19 protein-coding genes are annotated in these 17,293 nt (G+C 72.1%); 10 read left to right on the forward strand and 9 right to left on the reverse strand.

The window, feature by feature from the left end:
- Positions 1 to 9: 9 nt before the first annotated feature.
- On the reverse strand, positions 10 to 357 hold the full coding sequence (locus GUY59_RS08650; RefSeq protein WP_138200194.1) for a ribosomal maturation YjgA family protein: 348 nt from the start codon (positions 355 to 357) through the stop codon (positions 10 to 12).
- Positions 358 to 545: 188 nt separating this feature from the next.
- Positions 546 to 989, reverse strand: coding sequence for a hypothetical protein (locus tag GUY59_RS08655; protein ID WP_138200193.1), 444 nt, complete (start codon positions 987 to 989; stop codon positions 546 to 548).
- Positions 990 to 1,068: 79 nt separating this feature from the next.
- On the opposite strand from GUY59_RS08655, the gene GUY59_RS08660 reads away from it, so the two are divergent.
- Positions 1,069 to 1,743 carry a TetR/AcrR family transcriptional regulator C-terminal domain-containing protein gene (locus GUY59_RS08660; RefSeq protein ID WP_252374884.1) on the forward strand — a complete coding sequence of 225 codons (675 nt, stop codon included), beginning with the start codon at positions 1,069 to 1,071 and terminating at the stop codon, positions 1,741 to 1,743.
- A gap of 122 nt (positions 1,744 to 1,865) precedes the next feature.
- A complete protein-coding gene (locus GUY59_RS08665; RefSeq protein ID WP_138200192.1) occupies positions 1,866 to 4,154 on the forward strand; it encodes a polysaccharide lyase 8 family protein in 2,289 nt (762 codons plus the stop codon).
- 51 nt (positions 4,155 to 4,205) lie between these two features.
- Here GUY59_RS08665 and lanL read toward each other — a convergent pair whose 3' ends face one another.
- Both lanL and GUY59_RS47360 read right to left on the reverse strand, forming a co-directional pair.
- The gene (gene lanL / locus GUY59_RS08670) at positions 4,206 to 6,902 is read right to left on the reverse strand and encodes a class IV lanthionine synthetase LanL (RefSeq protein ID WP_138200191.1); all 2,697 of its coding nucleotides are present in this window, start codon (positions 6,900 to 6,902) and stop codon (positions 4,206 to 4,208) included.
- Positions 6,903 to 6,996: 94 nt separating this feature from the next.
- Positions 6,997 to 7,167, reverse strand: coding sequence for an SflA family class IV lanthipeptide (locus GUY59_RS47360; RefSeq protein WP_165959921.1), 171 nt, complete (start codon positions 7,165 to 7,167; stop codon positions 6,997 to 6,999).
- 328 nt (positions 7,168 to 7,495) lie between these two features.
- On the opposite strand from GUY59_RS47360, the gene GUY59_RS08675 reads away from it, so the two are divergent.
- Together GUY59_RS08675 and GUY59_RS08680 are read left to right on the forward strand one after the other, a co-directional pair.
- The gene (locus GUY59_RS08675; protein WP_138200190.1) at positions 7,496 to 9,397 is read left to right on the forward strand and encodes an ABC transporter ATP-binding protein; all 1,902 of its coding nucleotides are present in this window, start codon (positions 7,496 to 7,498) and stop codon (positions 9,395 to 9,397) included.
- Positions 9,394 to 10,233, forward strand: coding sequence for a MauE/DoxX family redox-associated membrane protein (locus tag GUY59_RS08680; protein WP_138200189.1), 840 nt, complete (start codon positions 9,394 to 9,396; stop codon positions 10,231 to 10,233). The genes GUY59_RS08675 and GUY59_RS08680 overlap by 4 nt, the downstream gene beginning before the upstream one ends.
- Position 10,234: 1 nt before the next feature.
- Here the strand turns inward: GUY59_RS08680 and GUY59_RS08685 are convergent, their stop codons facing one another.
- Entirely contained in the window at positions 10,235 to 10,630 is a 396-nt protein-coding gene (locus GUY59_RS08685) for a hypothetical protein (RefSeq protein ID WP_138200188.1), read from the reverse strand.
- A 255-nt stretch (positions 10,631 to 10,885) separates the two neighbouring features.
- Between GUY59_RS08685 and GUY59_RS08690 the strand changes: the two genes are divergently transcribed.
- Positions 10,886 to 11,065 (forward strand): hypothetical protein, encoded by a 180-nt coding sequence (locus tag GUY59_RS08690; RefSeq protein ID WP_132338190.1) that lies wholly within the window; start codon positions 10,886 to 10,888, stop codon positions 11,063 to 11,065.
- A 150-nt stretch (positions 11,066 to 11,215) separates the two neighbouring features.
- Positions 11,216 to 11,974 (forward strand): AfsR/SARP family transcriptional regulator, encoded by a 759-nt coding sequence (locus tag GUY59_RS08695; RefSeq protein WP_138200187.1) that lies wholly within the window; start codon positions 11,216 to 11,218, stop codon positions 11,972 to 11,974.
- 43 nt (positions 11,975 to 12,017) lie between these two features.
- Here GUY59_RS08695 and GUY59_RS08700 read toward each other — a convergent pair whose 3' ends face one another.
- From GUY59_RS08700 to GUY59_RS49905, 4 genes are all read right to left on the reverse strand, one after another.
- Complete coding sequence (locus GUY59_RS08700; RefSeq protein ID WP_138200186.1) at positions 12,018 to 13,829, reverse strand: ABC transporter ATP-binding protein; 1,812 nt, start codon at positions 13,827 to 13,829, stop codon at positions 12,018 to 12,020.
- Entirely contained in the window at positions 13,826 to 14,347 is a 522-nt protein-coding gene (locus tag GUY59_RS08705) for a TlpA family protein disulfide reductase (RefSeq protein ID WP_138200185.1), read from the reverse strand. The genes GUY59_RS08700 and GUY59_RS08705 overlap by 4 nt, the downstream gene beginning before the upstream one ends.
- A complete protein-coding gene (locus GUY59_RS08710; RefSeq protein ID WP_138200184.1) occupies positions 14,347 to 14,862 on the reverse strand; it encodes a MauE/DoxX family redox-associated membrane protein in 516 nt (171 codons plus the stop codon). The genes GUY59_RS08705 and GUY59_RS08710 overlap by 1 nt, the downstream gene beginning before the upstream one ends.
- 64 nt (positions 14,863 to 14,926) lie before the next feature.
- The gene (locus tag GUY59_RS49905) at positions 14,927 to 15,061 is read right to left on the reverse strand and encodes a hypothetical protein (protein WP_269128736.1); all 135 of its coding nucleotides are present in this window, start codon (positions 15,059 to 15,061) and stop codon (positions 14,927 to 14,929) included.
- A gap of 153 nt (positions 15,062 to 15,214) precedes the next feature.
- On the opposite strand from GUY59_RS49905, the gene GUY59_RS08715 reads away from it, so the two are divergent.
- From GUY59_RS08715 to GUY59_RS08730, 4 genes are all read left to right on the forward strand, one after another.
- Complete coding sequence (locus tag GUY59_RS08715) at positions 15,215 to 15,688, forward strand: DUF6789 family protein (RefSeq protein ID WP_138200183.1); 474 nt, start codon at positions 15,215 to 15,217, stop codon at positions 15,686 to 15,688.
- 61 nt (positions 15,689 to 15,749) lie between these two features.
- Positions 15,750 to 16,313, forward strand: coding sequence for a DUF5709 domain-containing protein (locus tag GUY59_RS08720; protein ID WP_138200182.1), 564 nt, complete (start codon positions 15,750 to 15,752; stop codon positions 16,311 to 16,313).
- 122 nt (positions 16,314 to 16,435) lie between these two features.
- Positions 16,436 to 17,020: a hypothetical protein gene (locus GUY59_RS08725; protein WP_138200181.1), complete on the forward strand. Its 585-nt coding sequence runs from the start codon at positions 16,436 to 16,438 to the stop codon at positions 17,018 to 17,020.
- Between the two features lie 46 nt (positions 17,021 to 17,066).
- Positions 17,067 to 17,282 (forward strand): hypothetical protein, encoded by a 216-nt coding sequence (locus GUY59_RS08730; protein ID WP_138200180.1) that lies wholly within the window; start codon positions 17,067 to 17,069, stop codon positions 17,280 to 17,282.
- Positions 17,283 to 17,293 lie beyond the last annotated feature (11 nt).

Genomic DNA, 17,293 nt, shown 5'->3' on the forward strand with positions numbered 1-17,293 from the left:
CTGCCGTAGTCAGGCGGTCCTGCGCAGCCAGAGTGTGTGCGCGGGCCAGGCCGCCGCGGCGCCGGCCGCGTACCAGAAGAGGTCGGGCGGGTTGAACGTGCTGCCCAGCAGCGGACGCAGCACGGCCGGGATCGTCCAGAGCTGGGCGAACTCGATCAGCCAGCTCGCTCCGGCCGACGAGACCGCCGCCACCCACGGTCTCACCCCGGGACGGGCCAGGACCACAAGCGTGTAGATCAGCACGGTGTAGAGGGCGTCGCCCGCGTATTTCGGCACGGGGCCGTCGAACAGCGCGCGCACCCCCAGGCCGGCGGCGATCGTCAGGGCGGCGGCGCAGAGAGCGAGCAGGCGAGGCATGCGATCACGGTAGCGCCGGACCCCGGGCGGGATCCCGGCCGGCCGAACCGGTACAACAGCGCGTCCAGCCGGTTCACGAGCCGCATGAACGTGCTGGGCCGCTCGCCCCGGTACGTCCAGCGTTTGAGCGCCGCGATCCCCCCGCCAGACGGCGTGTCCGGCGGACCGGGGACCTGTCCGCCGCGTGGTCATGCCGGCCTTCTCCACAGCAGCACGACCGCCACGAGACCGGCCGCGCAGGGAAGGACCTGCAGCCAGCCCAGCAGCGGCGCCAGACCGACTTCACCGTTGACGTCCTGGATGGTCAGAGCCGAGACCGCGAAGCAGGCCGCGACGGCGAACATGCCGGATGCCTGCCAGCGGGCCCAGCCCCTGCCGGCGCGGGCCGCCCACACGGTGCCGAGCCAGCCCAGCAGGCCCAGCACCCCGACGACGGAAAGGATCACCGTGTAGGCGGTGACGGCGGTGTCGACCTCCGCCGGCCCGTAGGCCGGGTAACCCGCCTGGATGTGATCGGCGAGGCCGGCCCGGTGGACGAAGGCGGCGAGGGTGGCGATCGCCGTGAGTGCGGCGCCGCCGTACATCCAGGCGAGGGCTCCGCGCTGTTGCTGTTTCGTGGCCGGTGCGCTCATGGCCGCGTCCTTCCTTCATGATTCTTACAACGTATGTTTACTCTGGCACCACTATACTTACGTCGTAAGAATCGGTGCTGTGAGAAAGGCCACCATGTCCCCGAAGCGCACCCGCGGCCAGAACGCCGGGCTGACCCGCCAGGCCATCCTCCAGGCGGCTCTGGAACTGGCCGACCGCGAAGGGCTCAAGGCGTTGTCCATGCGCCGCATCGGCCAGGAGCTCGGGGTCGAGGCGATGTCCCTCTACCAGCACGTCGCCGGCAAGGAGGCCCTGCTGGACGGCCTGGTCGAGCAGCTCTTCACGCAGGCGGCGCCGCCGCTGGCCGAGGCCTCCTCCTGGGAGGAGGGCCTGCGCGAATACGCCTACACGCTGATGCGCGTCCTGCTCGCACACCGGGACGTCGTCCCGCTGGTGGTCGGCCGGCCCGCCATCACCCCGCGCAACCTGCACCTCATGGAGGAGGCACTGCGCATCCTGCGGGCGGCGGGACTGCCGCCGGAGCGAGCGCTGGACATGTTGTACGCGGTGACCGGATTCGTCGTCGGCCACGTCGCCATCCTGGCCGCCGGCGGGCGTGACCGGCACACGCCGGCCGACCGGCTCCAGGCGATCCCCGATCCCGACCTGCGGGAGACCCCACTCCTCGCCGAGGCCGCCCGGGCCCAGCCGGCGCGGGCGGGTGGGCGCGACGACCCGGACCCCCGGTTCGGCTTCGCGCTGGAGGCCATGCTGCGCGGCTTCGCCTCCCTGTGACCGGTCCGGGGAGCGGCCCCCGCGGCACCTTCACGGGCTCCCCGTCGCAAACCCGAAACGCGCCTCGCCTCGCGATATAGGATCTTTCCTTTGGTATGTGCACGCCTGTCGGAAAGGTCTTCATGTCCCACCCCCTCAGCCGGCGGTCCGCACTGCTGGGCGCCGCGGGCGTGGCCGGCGTCGCCCTCTGGGACACACCAGCCGAGGCGACCGGCCGCGCCGCGTTCGACACCGCGCGCGAGCGGTGGGTGAGCCTGCTGGCCGGCGGATCGTACGACCCCGCCTACGCCGACAAGACGCGGGCCGTCGAAGGCTCGGCCCATGCGGTGCTGCGCAAGCTGAAACCCGCCCCCGGCCGCCCGAGCCTCTGGCCCGACCTGCCACTGGACGACCCCCGTACGGGCAACTTCAACCGCGCCTACAACCGCATGCGCACCCTGGCGCTCGGCTGGGCCACGCCGGGCACCGCCATGCACGGCGACCCGCAGGTCGCCGAGACCGCCGTCAGGGCGCTCGACTTCCTGTACGAGCACGCCTACCACGAGGACCTCGACCGGCGGGGCAGCAACTGGTTCTGGTGGGAGATCGGCGTGCCCCGAGCGCTGACCGACACCTGCGCCCTGCTGTACGACGGCCTGCCGAAGGACCGGCTCAAGCGCTGGCTGCGCCCACTGCGCCGCTGGTGCCCCGACCCGGAGCGCCGCGTCAGTCACCCCGGCGTCGTGGAGACCGGCGCCAACCGTGCCGGCAAGGCCATGGCGGTGGCGATGCGCGGGCTGCTCACCCACGACGCGCGCCTCGTCAAGCGGGCCAAGGACGCGGTCTCCGACCTGCTGCGGACGACCAAGGGCCCCGGCGACGGCTTCTACCGCGACGGCTCGTTCATCCAGCACGACGTGTACCCCTACAACGGCAGCTACGGCGTGGACTACCTGGAGAGCGTCGCCAAACTGATCGCCATGCTCGCGCAGTCGCCGTGGGAGATCCGCGGAATCGGCAACGTCTACGACATCGTGGACCGTTCGTTCGTGCCGTTCGTGTTCGACGGGCTGATGATGGACTGCGTCCGCGGCCGGGCCGTCTCACGTCAGGGCCACCGCGACTACCACGCGGGGCAGACGGTGGTCGAGTCCGTCCTCACCCTGTTGGAGGCGGCGCCCGAGAGCCACGCCCGGCGCTGGAGGCCGCTGGTGAAGGGCTGGCTCACCCGCAACCAGGTCATCCCGTACGCCACGCTCGCGCCGCTGGCGAGCGTCGCGAAGGCCAACGCCCTGCTGGCGGACCCGTCGGTGCCGGTCGGGGCGCGTACGACGGGCACGTACGTCTTCGCCGACATGGACCGGGTCGTGCACCGCCGCCCCACCTGGGCGTTCGCGATCGCGATGAGCTCGGAGCGCATAGGCGCGGCCGAGGCGATGAACCGGGAGAACCTGCGCGGCTGGTACACCGGCGACGGTATGACCTACCTCTACACCGGTGACCTCACGCACTGGAACGACGAACTGTGGCCCACGATCGACCCGTACCGGCTGCCCGGCACGACGGTCGACCGCCGCAAACGTGCCGATCTCCGGCACGGCGAGTCCCGCCTGCCCTCGACCCCCTGGGCGGGCGGGGTGGCGCTGGACGGCGAGTACGGTGCCGCGGCCATGAAGCTGATCGCCGACGGCTCCTCGCTGCGTGCGAAGAAGGCGTGGTTCCTGCTCGATGACGCCGTGATCGCGCTGGGCGCCGGGATCACCGCCTCCGACGGCCGCCGCGTCGAGACCGTCGTGGAGAACCGCAACACCCACGACCGGCATCCCCCGCTGTGCCGGGGCGGCGGCTGGCTCCACCTGTCCGGCGTGGCCGGCTACGCGCTGCTCGACGGCGCCGACGCGAAGGTGATCCGCGAGAAGCGCACCGGCCGCTGGCGCGACATCGACAAGGGCGCCACCACGGGAGGCGACAAGACCCGCGTCACCCGGCACTACACGACGATCGTCGTGGACCACGGCGTCGATCCGCGCAGGAAACGTTACGCCTACGCCGTGCTGCCCGGCGCGACGGTCGCGCAGACCGCGGCCTACGCCGGGCGGGTCAAGGTCCTCGCCAACTCGGGAGCGGCGCAGGCCATCTGCCGCGACGGCCTGCTCGCCGCCGTTTTCTGGCGCGCGGGGACCGTCGAGACCGCGGACGGGCCGCTGCGCGCCGACGGCCCGTGCACGCTGGTGGTCCGCCGCGACAAGGACCAGGTACGGCTCGCGGTCTCCGACCCGTCCAGGACCGCCGACGAGGTGAAGATCACGCTGCCCTGGGCGGTGAAGTCGCTGAAGGACGGCGACCGCGGCGTGCGCAAGACCAAGAAGGCGGTCAAGGTGGAGCTCGGGCGCAGCCGCGGCCACGCCCGCACCGCGGTGGTGCGCGTCTGAGAGGCCGGGCACGTCGGCACCGCGTGGTGTGCGTCCGAGAGGCGTGCCGGGTCAGCTCGCCGCCGACCCCCTTGCCGTGTGGGCGGCCGGGTCCGCTTCCGCCGGCCGCCAGTCCGCCGTCCACAGGCGCGCCCCCGACCGGCGGTCGAGGCGGCGCAGGAACGACACCACGCCCGCGGTGCCGGTGCTCCAGGTGTAGGCCGCCTTGTCGAGGTCGTTGCCGGGGAAGACCGGCTGCCCCGGCTCCCCGCCGGCCCGTACGAGCATCAGCTCGGCGATCTCCTCGGCGTGGCGCCAGTAACCGTCGTCGCCCGTGACCATCGCCAGGTCGATCAGCGCCTCCCCGATTCCCGCCAGGCCGCAACACTGGGAGACCACCCAGGCCTGCGGGGCGACGACCAGGCACGCCCGCGCGCCCCGCTCGGCCAGGTCGAGGTAGCGGTCCTCGCCGTACGCGCGGGCTGCGCGGGCCAGCGTGCCGGCGATGCCCGACATGCCCTGGCACCAGGAGGCCCCCATGGCTCGGGCGTCCGGGCCGTGCAGCTCGCCGATCAGCGCCTCGGCCTGTACGGCCAGCGCCGCCGAGCGCTCCCTGGCCGCCTCGCCCGCCGCGCGGTCGCCGGTGACCTCGTGGTAGGCGAGCAGGAAGTCCGCACAGCCCGCGTCGCCGTGGGCGTACGCCGTGTCGACCGACACGCCGGATCCCGGCTGGGCGGGCGCCACCGCGTCCTCCGAGCGCGTGACCTGACCGGTGACCAACAGCCGGGCGCACTCGGCGGCGATCCGCAGGTGCCGGGTCTCGCCGGGGTCGAGTGCGGCCAGCGCCAGGTGGCCCGCGCCGATGCCGGCCACGCCGTGCGCCTGGTCGGCGCGCTGCGGGCCGTCGATGGCGACGGGCTCGGGCGCGCCCAGGTCCGGAGCGGCGGTCACGCGGGCGGCGGTGAGGAACAGCGAGGTGCCGGTGCGGCCGAAGTACAGCGAGGGCGGCAGCTTGGCGGGCGGCATCACGCGCCCCGTCCACCGGGCCAGGTCGGCGGCCACCGACCGGGTCTGCGGGTGGTGCAGCAGCTCCATGCCGACTCCGGCGCTGCCGCCGTAGACGTTGGTCACCGCGGGGCTCTCCCGCCGGGCGTCCTGCGGCCCGGCCATCAACTGCTCGGCGAAGGCCGCGCACTCGCGCACGCTGTGGTCGAGCGCCTTGGACAGCAGCTCCCCGGTGAGTTCCGGCGTGGCGGGCGGCCTCCACCGCCTCGCCTGCGGCCGTTCCCCGCCGGCCGCCGGGAGACCGGACCTGATCTCGGCAGCGGCGGCGGTGCGGTCGGCGGGGTCGAGGCTCAGCAGGCCGGGCAGCAGGCCCACGACGCCCGTTGTGACGTCAGGGAACATCCGCGCCAGGCACATGAGCGTGCGCTCGACGTTACGGACCGGGTCGGGGCCGATCATGATCGGGTTCATCCCGGTGACCGCGAAGAACAGCGTGGCGCCGAGCGAGAAGTAGTCGTCGGCGGGCACCGACTCTCGGTCGGTGTGCTGGTCGGGCACGCTGTAGCCGCGGCTCCATCCGGGCAGCTGCAGTCCGTCGTACCTGCTGTTGCCGAAGTCGATGAGAGTGCAGCGGCCGTCCTCGCCGAGCACGACGTTCTTGGGCGACAGGTCCCGGATGACGACGCCGCGCTCGTGCACCGCGTCGATCACCTCCAGCAGCCGTACGGCGAGCGCGCCGAGGTTCCGCTCCCCGCTCGCGGGCTCCGTGGTGAACAGGCCGGTCTCCGCGACGAACCGGTTGAGGTCGCGGCTGCCCGCGTCGGTCATGACGAGGAACTCGTCCTCGCCGTGCCGGAAGTGGTCGATCGGCTCCGGTACGCCCGCCACGCCCTTGAGCGCATGGAGCACGCGCAGCTCGTTGCGGAGGTACATCCGCAGGTCCCAGCCCTCGACGTTCTCCCCGACGTACGCGCGGGCCTCCTTGACCACGACCCGGCGGCCGGTGGCGTCGGCGGCGCGGTAGACGTTGCCACGCGGGCCGCGCACCACGCCGGACGTCACGCGGTACCGGCCGCCGATGATCCGTCCCCCGCCGGCCTCGTCGGAGGTCTCCGGCGGCGGCCCTTCACCGGCCTCGTCACTCGCTTCCGCCCGGTCGGGCGCGGCCACGGGAGGTTCGGGGCGGAACGGGTCGGCGGCCCAGGGCGGGCAGGTGAACTCGGGGCCGGCGGCGCCCGGGAGCTGCTCGCCGTCCGGCCCGATCACGATCAGTTCGAAGTCGCCGTTCTCGTCCACGCGGTACTGCGGGGCGAACGGGGCGTACCGGTAGTACACCGGAGCGCCGGGGCGGACCTGCCGGTCGCTGACGACGCGCGGCGCCGCCAGCCCGGACAGGGCGTCGGCGAGGGCGTGGCCCAGTTCGACCACGGCGTCCTGGTCCGGGTAGATCGTCATGGCCTTGCCCACGGCTCCCGGGTCGACGTCGCCGGTGTTGAGCTCCATGAGCCTGCGGGCGGAGCGGGCGGCCTTGAAGGCGCAGCCGGTGCCCGCCAGGATCGGCAGCACGCGGTCAAGAGTGTCGGCGAGGGTGCCGGGACGTGCGGAGACGTGAATTTTCCAGCCCTGTAATGGAATGTCGTGGTGAGGGTCGTGAACGCTGACCCACGTGTCGTCCTCGACTATTTCCCTACCATTCAACTCGGCAAATCTGGTAAGGCGGTCGACCACATTACTGTCCACAGTAAACCCCACAGAACGGAGCACATCGGCCTCATACGAGAAAGGCCATCAGAACCGCGCCGATGGCCTTTCTCCAGCGCTTCACATCACCACGCGTCACCGCGTGGCATCAGGCGCTTCACACAATGGACGGGCAGCACGGGAAGCTGCTGCACACCGTGCGCTTGCAGGTGTTGACGCAGGCCTGGGGGCCGTGGAGCAGTTTGCTCAGCTCGCCTTCGAAATCGACGGCGAGGTCTTCGTACTCCAGGACTCCGGCATCGCGCGGTTCCAGGGCGAGGACCGACATGAGGGCTCCTTCCTTGGCCGCCTTTGGGCGGCCGACGTGGGGATCCGAGCCTCGGGAGTGCGCCGGTGGACGCCTTTCCCGTGCCCTGCCCGCGGCCTGGAATCGCCGGTGCGGCCCCGTGCCGCGAGCAAACGGATGCATTATGGGCATAAGCCTGGAACTCTGTCCAGAGGGTGGCCGTAACGACCGAAATCTATTTACATGCACCTTTACACCGAACCGGTCGATCTTCTAGATTGGCGTGCGTGATGGGGGGATCTCCGGCGCGCCGGTCTCGGAACGACGCGCTCGCGTCCCGGAACGGTGCCCTCGCGTGAGGCTGTCCCGCATGAGGCTGTGGCCGTGCAAGCGCGGCACGAACGTCCCGGACGACCGGTCGGGGCTCGTGGTCGCGTACTGGGAGAGTCACGACGAGCACCTGCTGACCGCCGGCCTCGGCACGATCGCCCGCAGGCTGCCGTCCTTGGTGGCCGCCGCGCTGCGGCTGGCCTGGCAGGCCAGCCCCCGTGACACGGCCGTGGCCCTGGTGGGCAACGTCGCGGCCGGCGTCTTCACCGTCCTCGGCCTGGTGACCACATCTGAGGTGCTGGCCTCGCTCTTCGCGGCCGGCCCCACACCCGACCGGGTACGGGCCGCGCTGCCCTCGCTGCTGCTCGTGGCCGCCGCGACAGGCCTGCGCGGCGCGCTGCTGGCCGGCTCCGGATGGGCGCAGGCCCGGCTCAAACCGCTGGTCGAACGGCTGGCCGAGACCCGCCTGTTCGAGCTGACCACCCGCGTGGAGCTGGCCGCGTTCGACGACCACGACTTCCACAACGCGATGCGGCGGGCCCGCGACAGCGGCGTGCCGGACACCGCCACCGTGGTCGAGACGACGATCGCCGTGCTCACCGGCGCGGTGGGCGTGCTGGCCTCGGCCATCGCGCTCGGCCTGCTGCACCCGATCCTCATGCCGCTGCTGCTGGTGGCCGCCGTGCCCGCGGGATGGGCCGCGGTGCGCATGGCCCGGCTGGGCTACCAGGCGTTCTACCGGTTGTCCGCCGCACGGCGGCGCAAGTTCATGTTGTCGGACCTGATGGCCGAGCGGCAGCCCGCCGCCGAGGTGCGGGCGTTCACGCTCAGGGACTTCCTGCTCGGCCAGTACGCCAAGGTCGCCGACCTGGAGCAGGGCGTCCAGCTCGACGTGGCACGACGGCGCGCCGTCATCAAGGCGGGCGGCGACCTGATGACCGGCATCGCCACCGCAGGCGTGTACGTCGCGCTCGGCGCGCTGCTGGCCGTCGGCGTCATCCCGCTGTCGGTGGCCGGCGCGGCCGTGCTGGCGATCAGGGCCGGGCAGGGATCGCTCACCGCCCTGATCCAGACCATGAACCGGCTCTACGAGGCGGGCCTCTACTTCGGCGACTACCTCGCCTTCCGCGAGATGGCCCAGGAGCGCATCCCCGCGCCGCCCTCACCGCCCGCGGAGCCGGCGCCCTTCCGCCTGCTGACGGCCGAGAACGTCACGTTCACCTACCCCGGCGCCGACCGCCCCGCGCTGTCCGACGTCAGCGTGACGGTCGGCAGGGGCGAGGTCATCGCCCTGGTCGGCGAGAACGGCTCGGGCAAGACGACCCTTGCCAAGCTGCTCGCCGGCCTGTACCGGCCGCAGGAGGGCACGATCCGCTGGGACGGCGTGGACCTCGGGGCGTTCGACGGTGAGGCGTTGCGCCGCCGGATCTCCGTCATCGCCCAGGACCACACGCGCTGGCCGCTCACCGTACGCGAGAACATCGTCATGGGACGGCCCCTGGAGGAGGACCGGCTCGCCGCCGCCAGCGCGGCCGCGGGCGCCGACGAGGTGGTGGCGCGGTTGTCCGACGGCTACGACGCCCTGCTCGACCGCCGCTTCCGCGGCGGCCATGACCTGTCGGGCGGCCAGTGGCAGCGCATCGCCGTGGCCCGCGGCTTCTACCGCGACGCCGCGCTCGTCATCTTCGACGAGCCCACCTCGGCCCTGGACGCCCGTGCCGAGCACGCCCTGTTCGAGCGGATCCGCGGCCACGCCGACGGCCGTACGATCGTGCTCATCACCCACCGGCTGGCCAGCGTCCGCTACGCCGACCGCATCTACGTGCTCGACGGCGGCGCGATCGCCGAGCAGGGCACCCACGCCGAGCTGATGGAACGCGGCGGCATGTACGCCGACATGTACGAGCTGCAGGCCTCGGCCTTCCACCAGGCGGTGCCATGATTGTCGCCGAGTCGGCATACCTCGCCGTGACCGCGGCGCTGCTGGTCGCCGCGCTGGTCAAGCTGCGGGACGTGCCCGGCTTCGCCCGGTCGGTGGCCGCCTACCGGGTGCTGCCCGGCCGGCTGGCATGGCCCGCCGCGGCGGGCGTGCTCGCGGCCGAACTGGCAGCCGCCGCGCTGCTGCTCGTGCCGGGCGGCCGGCGGTGGGGCGCCGTGGTGGCGGGTGCGCTGTTCGCCGCGTTCCTGGCGGCCATGGCCTCCGTCGTGCGGCGGCGGATGACCGTGGACTGCGGCTGCTTCGGCGGTCGTGACCTCGTGGGGGCCGGCACGCTGGTGCGTACCGGCCTGCTGCTGGTCCTCGCGGTGACGGCGGCCGTCGCCGGGCCGGTCGTGTTCGAGCCCGTCCAGCTCGCGGTGGCGGCGGTCCTGCTCGGCCTGGCCGTCCTGCCCGCGCGGCTGCTGCGTGCGGACAGACCCATGTCAGGACCGCGTCCCGGCACGCGGTTCGAGGTGGCCGGGGCGCCGGAGCCGGCCGGCGACCGGGTGATGTACGCGCTGGTCTCGCCGGAGTGCGGACTGTGCGCGGCGATGCTGCCGGAGTTCGCCGCGGCCGCCGCCCGGCTTGAGGTCGTGCTGGTCAGCGCGGTGGACGGGCACGACGGCGACGGCCTGCCCATGGTCGTGGACCCCGACGTCTTCGAGCGCAACGACATCCCCTGGCCGCCGTACGTCGTGGTGACCGGCCGCGCCCGCACCGTCCTGGCGGCCGGCGGCGCGGCCGAACCCGCACAACTGGAGCAGATCCTGAACCGCGCCGGAACGGTCGCCCCCCGCTGAGTCACGTATGGTCCCTGCTCTTGTTCCAGTCGCACTTCGGGTAACTCGAGCCGTGCACGGATCGGAAGTTGGCCACGGACATCCACCCGTGCGTCCTGGTCCCCTTGATCCGCCCATAGACCCAGAGGTTGCCGTGAGAGTTCTTCGTCCAGCAGTGGAAGTAGAGAATCTGGCCCTTGTGCATCCGCCGCTCGTTGCAGGAACGCATCTTCGGCTTGACCTTGAGGTTGTACGACCCCTTCATGACACCCCAGCCGTCGTCCAGGTTAGGGCCGGAGCCCCGGATCGCCGCGCACGGCATGGACGTCGCCGCCTGTGCCGCCGGGGTCACTAAGGTGAGGCCCGCGATCGCGCCGACGGTCGCGAGCACTGTCGTGGACCTGCTCCAGTAACGCATACGGGTCCCTTCTCCGGTGATCCGCGCCTTCGCGCGCCATCCGGAGTGTGGGACTACTGATGTTGAGGATCTGTTGAGACGGTGTTGGGTCCGCTGAGGAGCAGGGGGAAGTCAGGCACCATCGCGCTAGCGGTACGCGATCGACGGGCTAGAGCTGTCGGTGACCCTTGAACCTCGTGGTCTCCATCCGTGCGCTGCGCACGCGCGCCCGGCGGGCGGAGCCGGCGAATGCCCCTACACCATGAGGAATGAGTCATGACATCTGTGCTGGGAAGGCTCAGCGACCGCCTGCTGGCGATGATCGTCCCGCAGGAGAGCGCCGCTGCGGTGGAGTGTTACTACATCTACAAGTGCATCTACCCCATCAGGCTCCGCGCCCACTGCTGTGACGGAAGTTGCACCAAGTACGAGATCATCAGCGAGAACGGCTGCTGATCACCCGGCCGAGGTGAACCCTTCTCCGTGCCTGCCTGTCGCGCCACGGCCACCCGGTTGATCCGGGGCCGCCCGGCGTGACGGGCAGGCATACCTCCGTCATACCCGGAACATACCGTCACCGACCATGATTCCGGTCGGAGGTGGAGGATGTTCACATTGCTGGGACGTCTGGCGGTGGCGGACGGAGGTGGCCGGACGATCGCCATCCGGGCCGCCAAGCAGCAGGCCGTGCTGGCCGTTCTCATGCTGCGTCCGGGCGAGGTCGTCACCATCGATCGGCTGATGGCGGAGCTGTGGCAGGACGAGCCGCCCGCCACGGCGAAGGCGAGCGTGCAGACGTACGTGTACCGCCTGCGGCGCGCTCTGTGCCCGCTCGTCGCCGACGACGTGACCCTGGCCACCGTGGGGAACGGCTACACCCTGACCGTTCCTGACCGGGCGGTCGACGTCAGGAGGTTCGAGTCGGCCGTCGCCGAGGGGGCGGACGCCCTGACGGAGGGCGAAGCGGGCGCGGCGGTCAGGTCGCTGCGGGAGGCTCTCGCGATCTGGCGCGGTCCCCTGGTGCCGGAGATCGACGTCGAGACCGTGCACGACGAGCGGAGCCGCCTGGACGAGCTTCATCTGAGCGCACGCGAGCTGTGCGTCGAGGCCGAGCTGCGGCTCGGCCACCACAACCAGGTCATCCCCGAACTGGAGCGGCTCGTCGAGGCCCATCCGTTCCGCGAGGCCTCGTGGGCGATGTTGTTGCGGGCGCTCGCCGGCCGTGGCCGCCGCGCCGAGGCCATCGCCGCCTACCGGCGGCTGCGCCACATCCTCGGCTCCGAGCTCGGCATCGAGCCGGCCGACGCACTACGCCGGCAACATCAGGAGATTCTCCAGGGCGACGGCGTTCTGGTCATGGAGTAGAGCGATCGACTGAGGCCGTGCCCCGGATGGGCACGGCCTCCCTTCATGAGACTCCCGCGCTCTCGGGCTCCTGGTAGCCGCTGGCCTGCAGCCGGAACAACCGGGCGTAGCCGCCCGCGGCGGCCATGAGCCGGGCATGGGTGCCGGACTCGACGACGACGCCGTTCTCGATCACGACGATCAGGTCCGCGTCGCGGACGGTGTTGAGCCGGTGCGAGATGAGCAGAGTGGTGGCGCCGTCGCCCTGGCGGCGCGTCCTGGCGTGCACGTCGGCCTCGGCCTCGGGATCCAGCCCGGCGGACGGCTCGTCCAGGATCATGAGGTCGCGGCGGCCGCGGAACATCGCGCGGGCCAGAGCCGTGCGCTGCCACTGACCGCCCGAGAGCACGACGCCGGTGTCCGGGTCGCCCTTGTCCTCCTCGCTGAAGAAGATCCGCGTGAGCAGGGTGTCGTAGCCGCGTGGCAGGGAGGAGAGCGTGCCGTCGATGCCGGCCCGCTGAGCCGCCGCCTGGATGCGGGTTCTGTCCTCGCGGGCGGCGACGTAGCCGATGGAGATGTTGTCGGCGGCGGTCATGTCGTACGTCATGTGATCCTGGAAGACGCCGCTGATCCGGTGCCGCAGATCCTCGGGGCGAACGTCGCGGATGTCCACGCCGTCCCAGGTGATGGTGCCGTGCTGCGGGTCGTAGAAGCGGCAGAGGAGCTTGACCAGCGTGCTCTTGCCGGCGCCGTTCAGGCCGACGACGGCGACCGCCGCGCCGGCCGGGATGAACAGGTCGAGGCCGCGCAGGATCCACGGATGGTCATCGCTGTAGCGGAACCAGACGTCGGTGAGCCGGATGCCGTGGCGCAGCCGGGGGAGTGGCGCGGACTCGGCGGGGACCGGCAGGTCGGGACCGGTTCGCACCACCGTCACGTAGTGGCCGAACATGATCAGGTCCTGGTGGAGCCCGGCGATGCCGGACACCAGTCCGTTGAGCGCGTTCTGGACGGCGGCGACGGCGGCGATCAGCAGGGACACGTCGCCGACGCTCAGCGCGCCGGAACCTGCCGCGACGACCGCCCACACCAGCCCGCCGCCGGCGACCGCCGCGGCGAGGAGGGTCAGCAGGCCCTCGACGGAGAGCTCACGGAGATCCATCCGGCGGCGGGCGTCGTTGGCCGTGCGCAGCTCGCTCATCATGCGGTCGCGCAGGAACCCGCCGCTGCCGAAGAGCCGGATCTCCTTGGCCGCCTCTACCGTGCCCAGCAGGTCGCCGTAGAACATCTGGCGCCGCTCGGCCGGGCCGATGTCCCACAACATCGCCGCCCGGCGACGGGACATGCGCAGCTGCGCCACCAGCGCGGGCCCCCCGGTGGCCAGCACGATGCCGGTCAGGACAGGGCTGATCACCAGCAGCGATCCGACCATCCCCACCAGGGTGATCGACGACTGGATGATCCTGAACGACCCCATGATGACGCCCTGCCCCGTCTGCAGGCTGTTCTGCGCCAGCCGCAGCCGGTCGTGGAACTCGGGATCCTCGTAAGGCCGCAGGCTCGCGAAGCGCAAAGTAGCGGTGAACAGCGCGGCGGTGGTGTGGGCGGTGAACAGCCGGCCGATCTGGCTGCCGAGATACTGACTGACCTGCGGCAGGGCGGCCACGAGCACCCCAGCGCCCGCCAGGCCCAGCGCCAGGGCCGCCAACCCCGTCCCCGGCCCGTCGCCGGCCAGGGTGTCGACGACCATCTTGGTCAGCCAGGCCACGGCGATCGGCAGGACCGCCTCGGCCAGCATCACCAGGACGTAGAGGAGCGTCAGGCCGGGAGCCGTCCTGATGGCGGTCGCCGCGGCGATCCGGGCGATCGTGATCATGCGCCGCTGGCGGCGGGCATCGCGTGATCGCTGTCGACCACCGTTCCGTCCGCGCCGATGAGGACGACGGTCGGGTATCCGACGATCTTGAACGCCGACTGGACTGGCCCCTGCGGATCCTCGGTAACGACCCTCGCCACCTGCGAGAGCTGCTCGACGTACGGCGTGGGGTCGTCGCCGGAGACGGCGGTGACCACGGCCAGCACCGCGTCAGGCGTGCGCCGTGCCCGCTCGGCGAACTGGGGCAGCAGGTCCTCGCACGGCTTGCAGCCCACCGAGAAGAAGCCCACCATGGCAGGCCCGCCGAGCAGTTCCCCCGAGATCGGCTCACCGTCCGTCGTCATGGCCGCGAACTCCGGCACGTCGTCACCCGGCGCGAGCTCTCCGCCGGCCGGCGGACCGGACAGGTCCTGCCGCCCGGCCTGCTGACGGAGGCGGCGGATCACCCCCACGGTCAGCAGCAGATTCACCATGCACAGCAGCCCGATCAGCACGACCGCGGCGACCAGGTACGGCATCACACACTCCCCGGTGTTTGCATGAACAACCCAGCGATGTCGTCGAAGGCGATCAGCATGATCGCCCCCGCCAGCCCGGCCGGCACCGCGACCGCCAGCCCGGCGGCGGCCGGCGGCCCGCCGGAGTAGATGAGTCCCGTGCCGCCCAGCGCCACGACTAGCAGCAGCAGGGCGTTGCGGACCAGGTGCACCCGTCCGAGCGGGGTCGCGGAGAGGCCGAAGCAGCGGCACGGCGCGCGTACGCCCTTACGGATCGAGACGACGATCGCCACGGTGAACCCGGCGAGCAGGATCGCGCTCAGGGCCAGCCCCGCCTGCGGGACCACCATGAGGACGGCCGTCACCGCCTCGCCGACCGCCACCGCACAGGCGGCCGGCAGGCGCAGCCCCTCGGGCAGCATCACCAAGGACGCCGCGAATGACCGTACGGCCGCACCGCTGCGAAGTTTGGTGAACGCGGAGACCGCGAAGACGACGCCGAGCAGAACCTGGCACGCGACGAGCAAGAGACCCACGACGACCAAGGGTCTCCGGTTCTTCTAGCGTGTCTCTAGCGCGCCGCTGGCGTACGGCGGCCGCTCAGGTGAGGCGGTCGACGCGCTCGGCGATCGCCGGGTGAGTGGACCACCGGGCGTACCGGGTGGTGTTCGCTCCCCAGGCTATGACGCCGGCCAGCGAGCCGGCCGGCGTCATGATCGCCGGGCGCCGGGCCATGGGTGCGTCCCATCCCGTGCCGACAAGGAGATCCTGCTCTCAGTGGACCCGGCGGGCCCGGCGGCTGTTCAAGGGAGGAGTACCTGGCGCCCGGCATGACCGCGCTCGCCGCGGCGGCGTTTCCCGCCGCATGTGGAGGGCAACCGCCTGTGCATGATGCGCGAACTTCTGAAGGGCGCGGTGTGCGGCTCGGTCGCCACCGCGGCGATGAGCGGGGTCATGGTGGCGGGAAGCCGCATGGGCCTCATGCGGGACCAGCCGCCCAAACGGATCGCCCGTGCGGCCCTGCCGGGGCGCAAACACGAGCCGAAGCCGGGTGAGGGCGTCGCGGGCGCGCTCGCCCACCTCGGGTTCGGCGCCACGGCCGGCGCGTTGTACGGCGTGCTGGCCCGGGGGCATCGGGCCCCGGCCGCGGCCGGCGTCGGCTACGCCCTGGCGATCTGGGCCTCCAGCTATCAGGGCTGGATCCCCGGTCTGGGGATCCTGCCGCCGGCGTCCGACGACCGTCCGGGCCGGCAGGCGGTCATGGTCGCGGGGCATGTGGTGTACGGCACGGTGCTGGCGCTGACGATGAACCGGCTCAACATGCCGGCGGGCCCGGCGGAGCGCGAGAGCGCCGCCCGATGAGCGAGCCCGCCGCGTTACGGAGGGGAGCGGGCGGGCAGCAGGTCGGACAAGGGGAGATGAGATGAGTCACCACGTACCAGAGCACGACCCTCGTTCGCGCTTCGAGGACGAAGGGATCCCGGATCTGCAGGACGGCACGCCCCAGCAGCAGTGGTCGGTCGATCCGCAGGAGGCGCCTCTCCCGGCGGACGAACCGGTCGCCGTGGAGGACTTCGGCACCACGGACGACGAGCAGATCCAGGGCGAGTCGCTGTCCGGACGGCTCGACCGGGAGGCCTCCGAGGAGCAGCCCATGTTCGGGGTGGAGGAGTCCGCCGCCCGCCCGTCCGGCGACGGCGGCGACGCCCCGGCCGTGGACAGGGTGACCGAGGAGAGCGGCCTCGGGGTCGGCTCCGACCTGGACACCGAACGCGAACCGGACACCGGCGTCGACCCGGTGGGGTCGGCGCAACCCGAGGAGCCTTCGGGGCAGGTCCAGGACGAACCGCGGCCCGCCGGCCGTCTCGTGGCCCCCGACGAGGGGACGCGGGCGGACGCGGAGCCCGACGAGGTCGCCATGGAGGCCGGACCGGACGCCGGCGGCTTCACGGCCGAGGAGGCCGCCATGCACGTCGAACCGGAGTGAAGCCTCGGCCGAGCCGGTGTGAGCCGGGACCAGACCGAGCCGGAGTGCCCGGCGAGCGGGAAGGGCGAGCAGGAAGGGCCAGCAGGGAGGGCGAGCAGGGAGGGCGAGCAGGGAGGGCGAGCATGGCGAGCAAGGATGACGAGGAGCGCGACAAGCGGCGCGAGCGGGACAGAGGCACCACGTCCGACGCCGACCTGCACAACATGGGCGGCGACGTGGGTCCAGCCTCGATCCGCGGCTCCAACGTCAGCCCCGGCTCCAAGCCGCGCGACGACGCCGAGCCGGAGAGCGGCTACGCCGAGCCCATGGGCTACGTCACCGGCCGCGACGACGAGTGGTCCGCGACGGCGGGATCGGACGAGAAGGCGGTCGCCGCCCGTACCGATGAGATCGACGACCACGTCGCCACCTACGGTCCGAGCCCGCATCCCATGCCGCCGCAGGAGCGGGAGCAGCGTGGGGAGCCCGGCGACCCGGGTTTCCGGGTGCAAGGCCCGGTCGACGAGGACGAGCACGGGCTGATCGTGGACGAGGACGACGAGCCGGGGGCGTCGGGCGAGGCGATGCGCGGCGGGGAGCACATCAACGCGAACGCCGACTGGGTGCCCTCCGATGAGGAGGACGACCCGGACGGCGGATCGGGCCGTACGGGAAGCGGCGACGGAGGATATCTGCCCGGCGAGGGCACGGGCCGTCCGTACGGATAGCTCCGGCGGTCCGGCGCCATCGGCCATCCAGCTACAGGGGGACGTCATGAACGACACGCCACGAGAAGAGCAGCCGGTCGATCGCGGGAGCAGCGAGGAGGCCAGCGGCGCGCCGCTGACCCCGACCGAGGAGGAGACGCTGCGGCGCCCCGCGGGTGTCACACCCGGCGTCACTCCCGGCACCGGCGAGGAGGACTCCGGCGAGGAGGGCGACGCCGCCGAGGAGCACCGTGAGGGGCTCGATCCCGACGACTTGGAGTGAGCCCGGCCGAG

Origin of the sequence: Nonomuraea sp. K271 (assembly GCF_009908215.1) — a bacterium.
In the GTDB taxonomy this organism is placed as follows: domain Bacteria; phylum Actinomycetota; class Actinomycetes; order Streptosporangiales; family Streptosporangiaceae; genus Nonomuraea; species Nonomuraea longispora.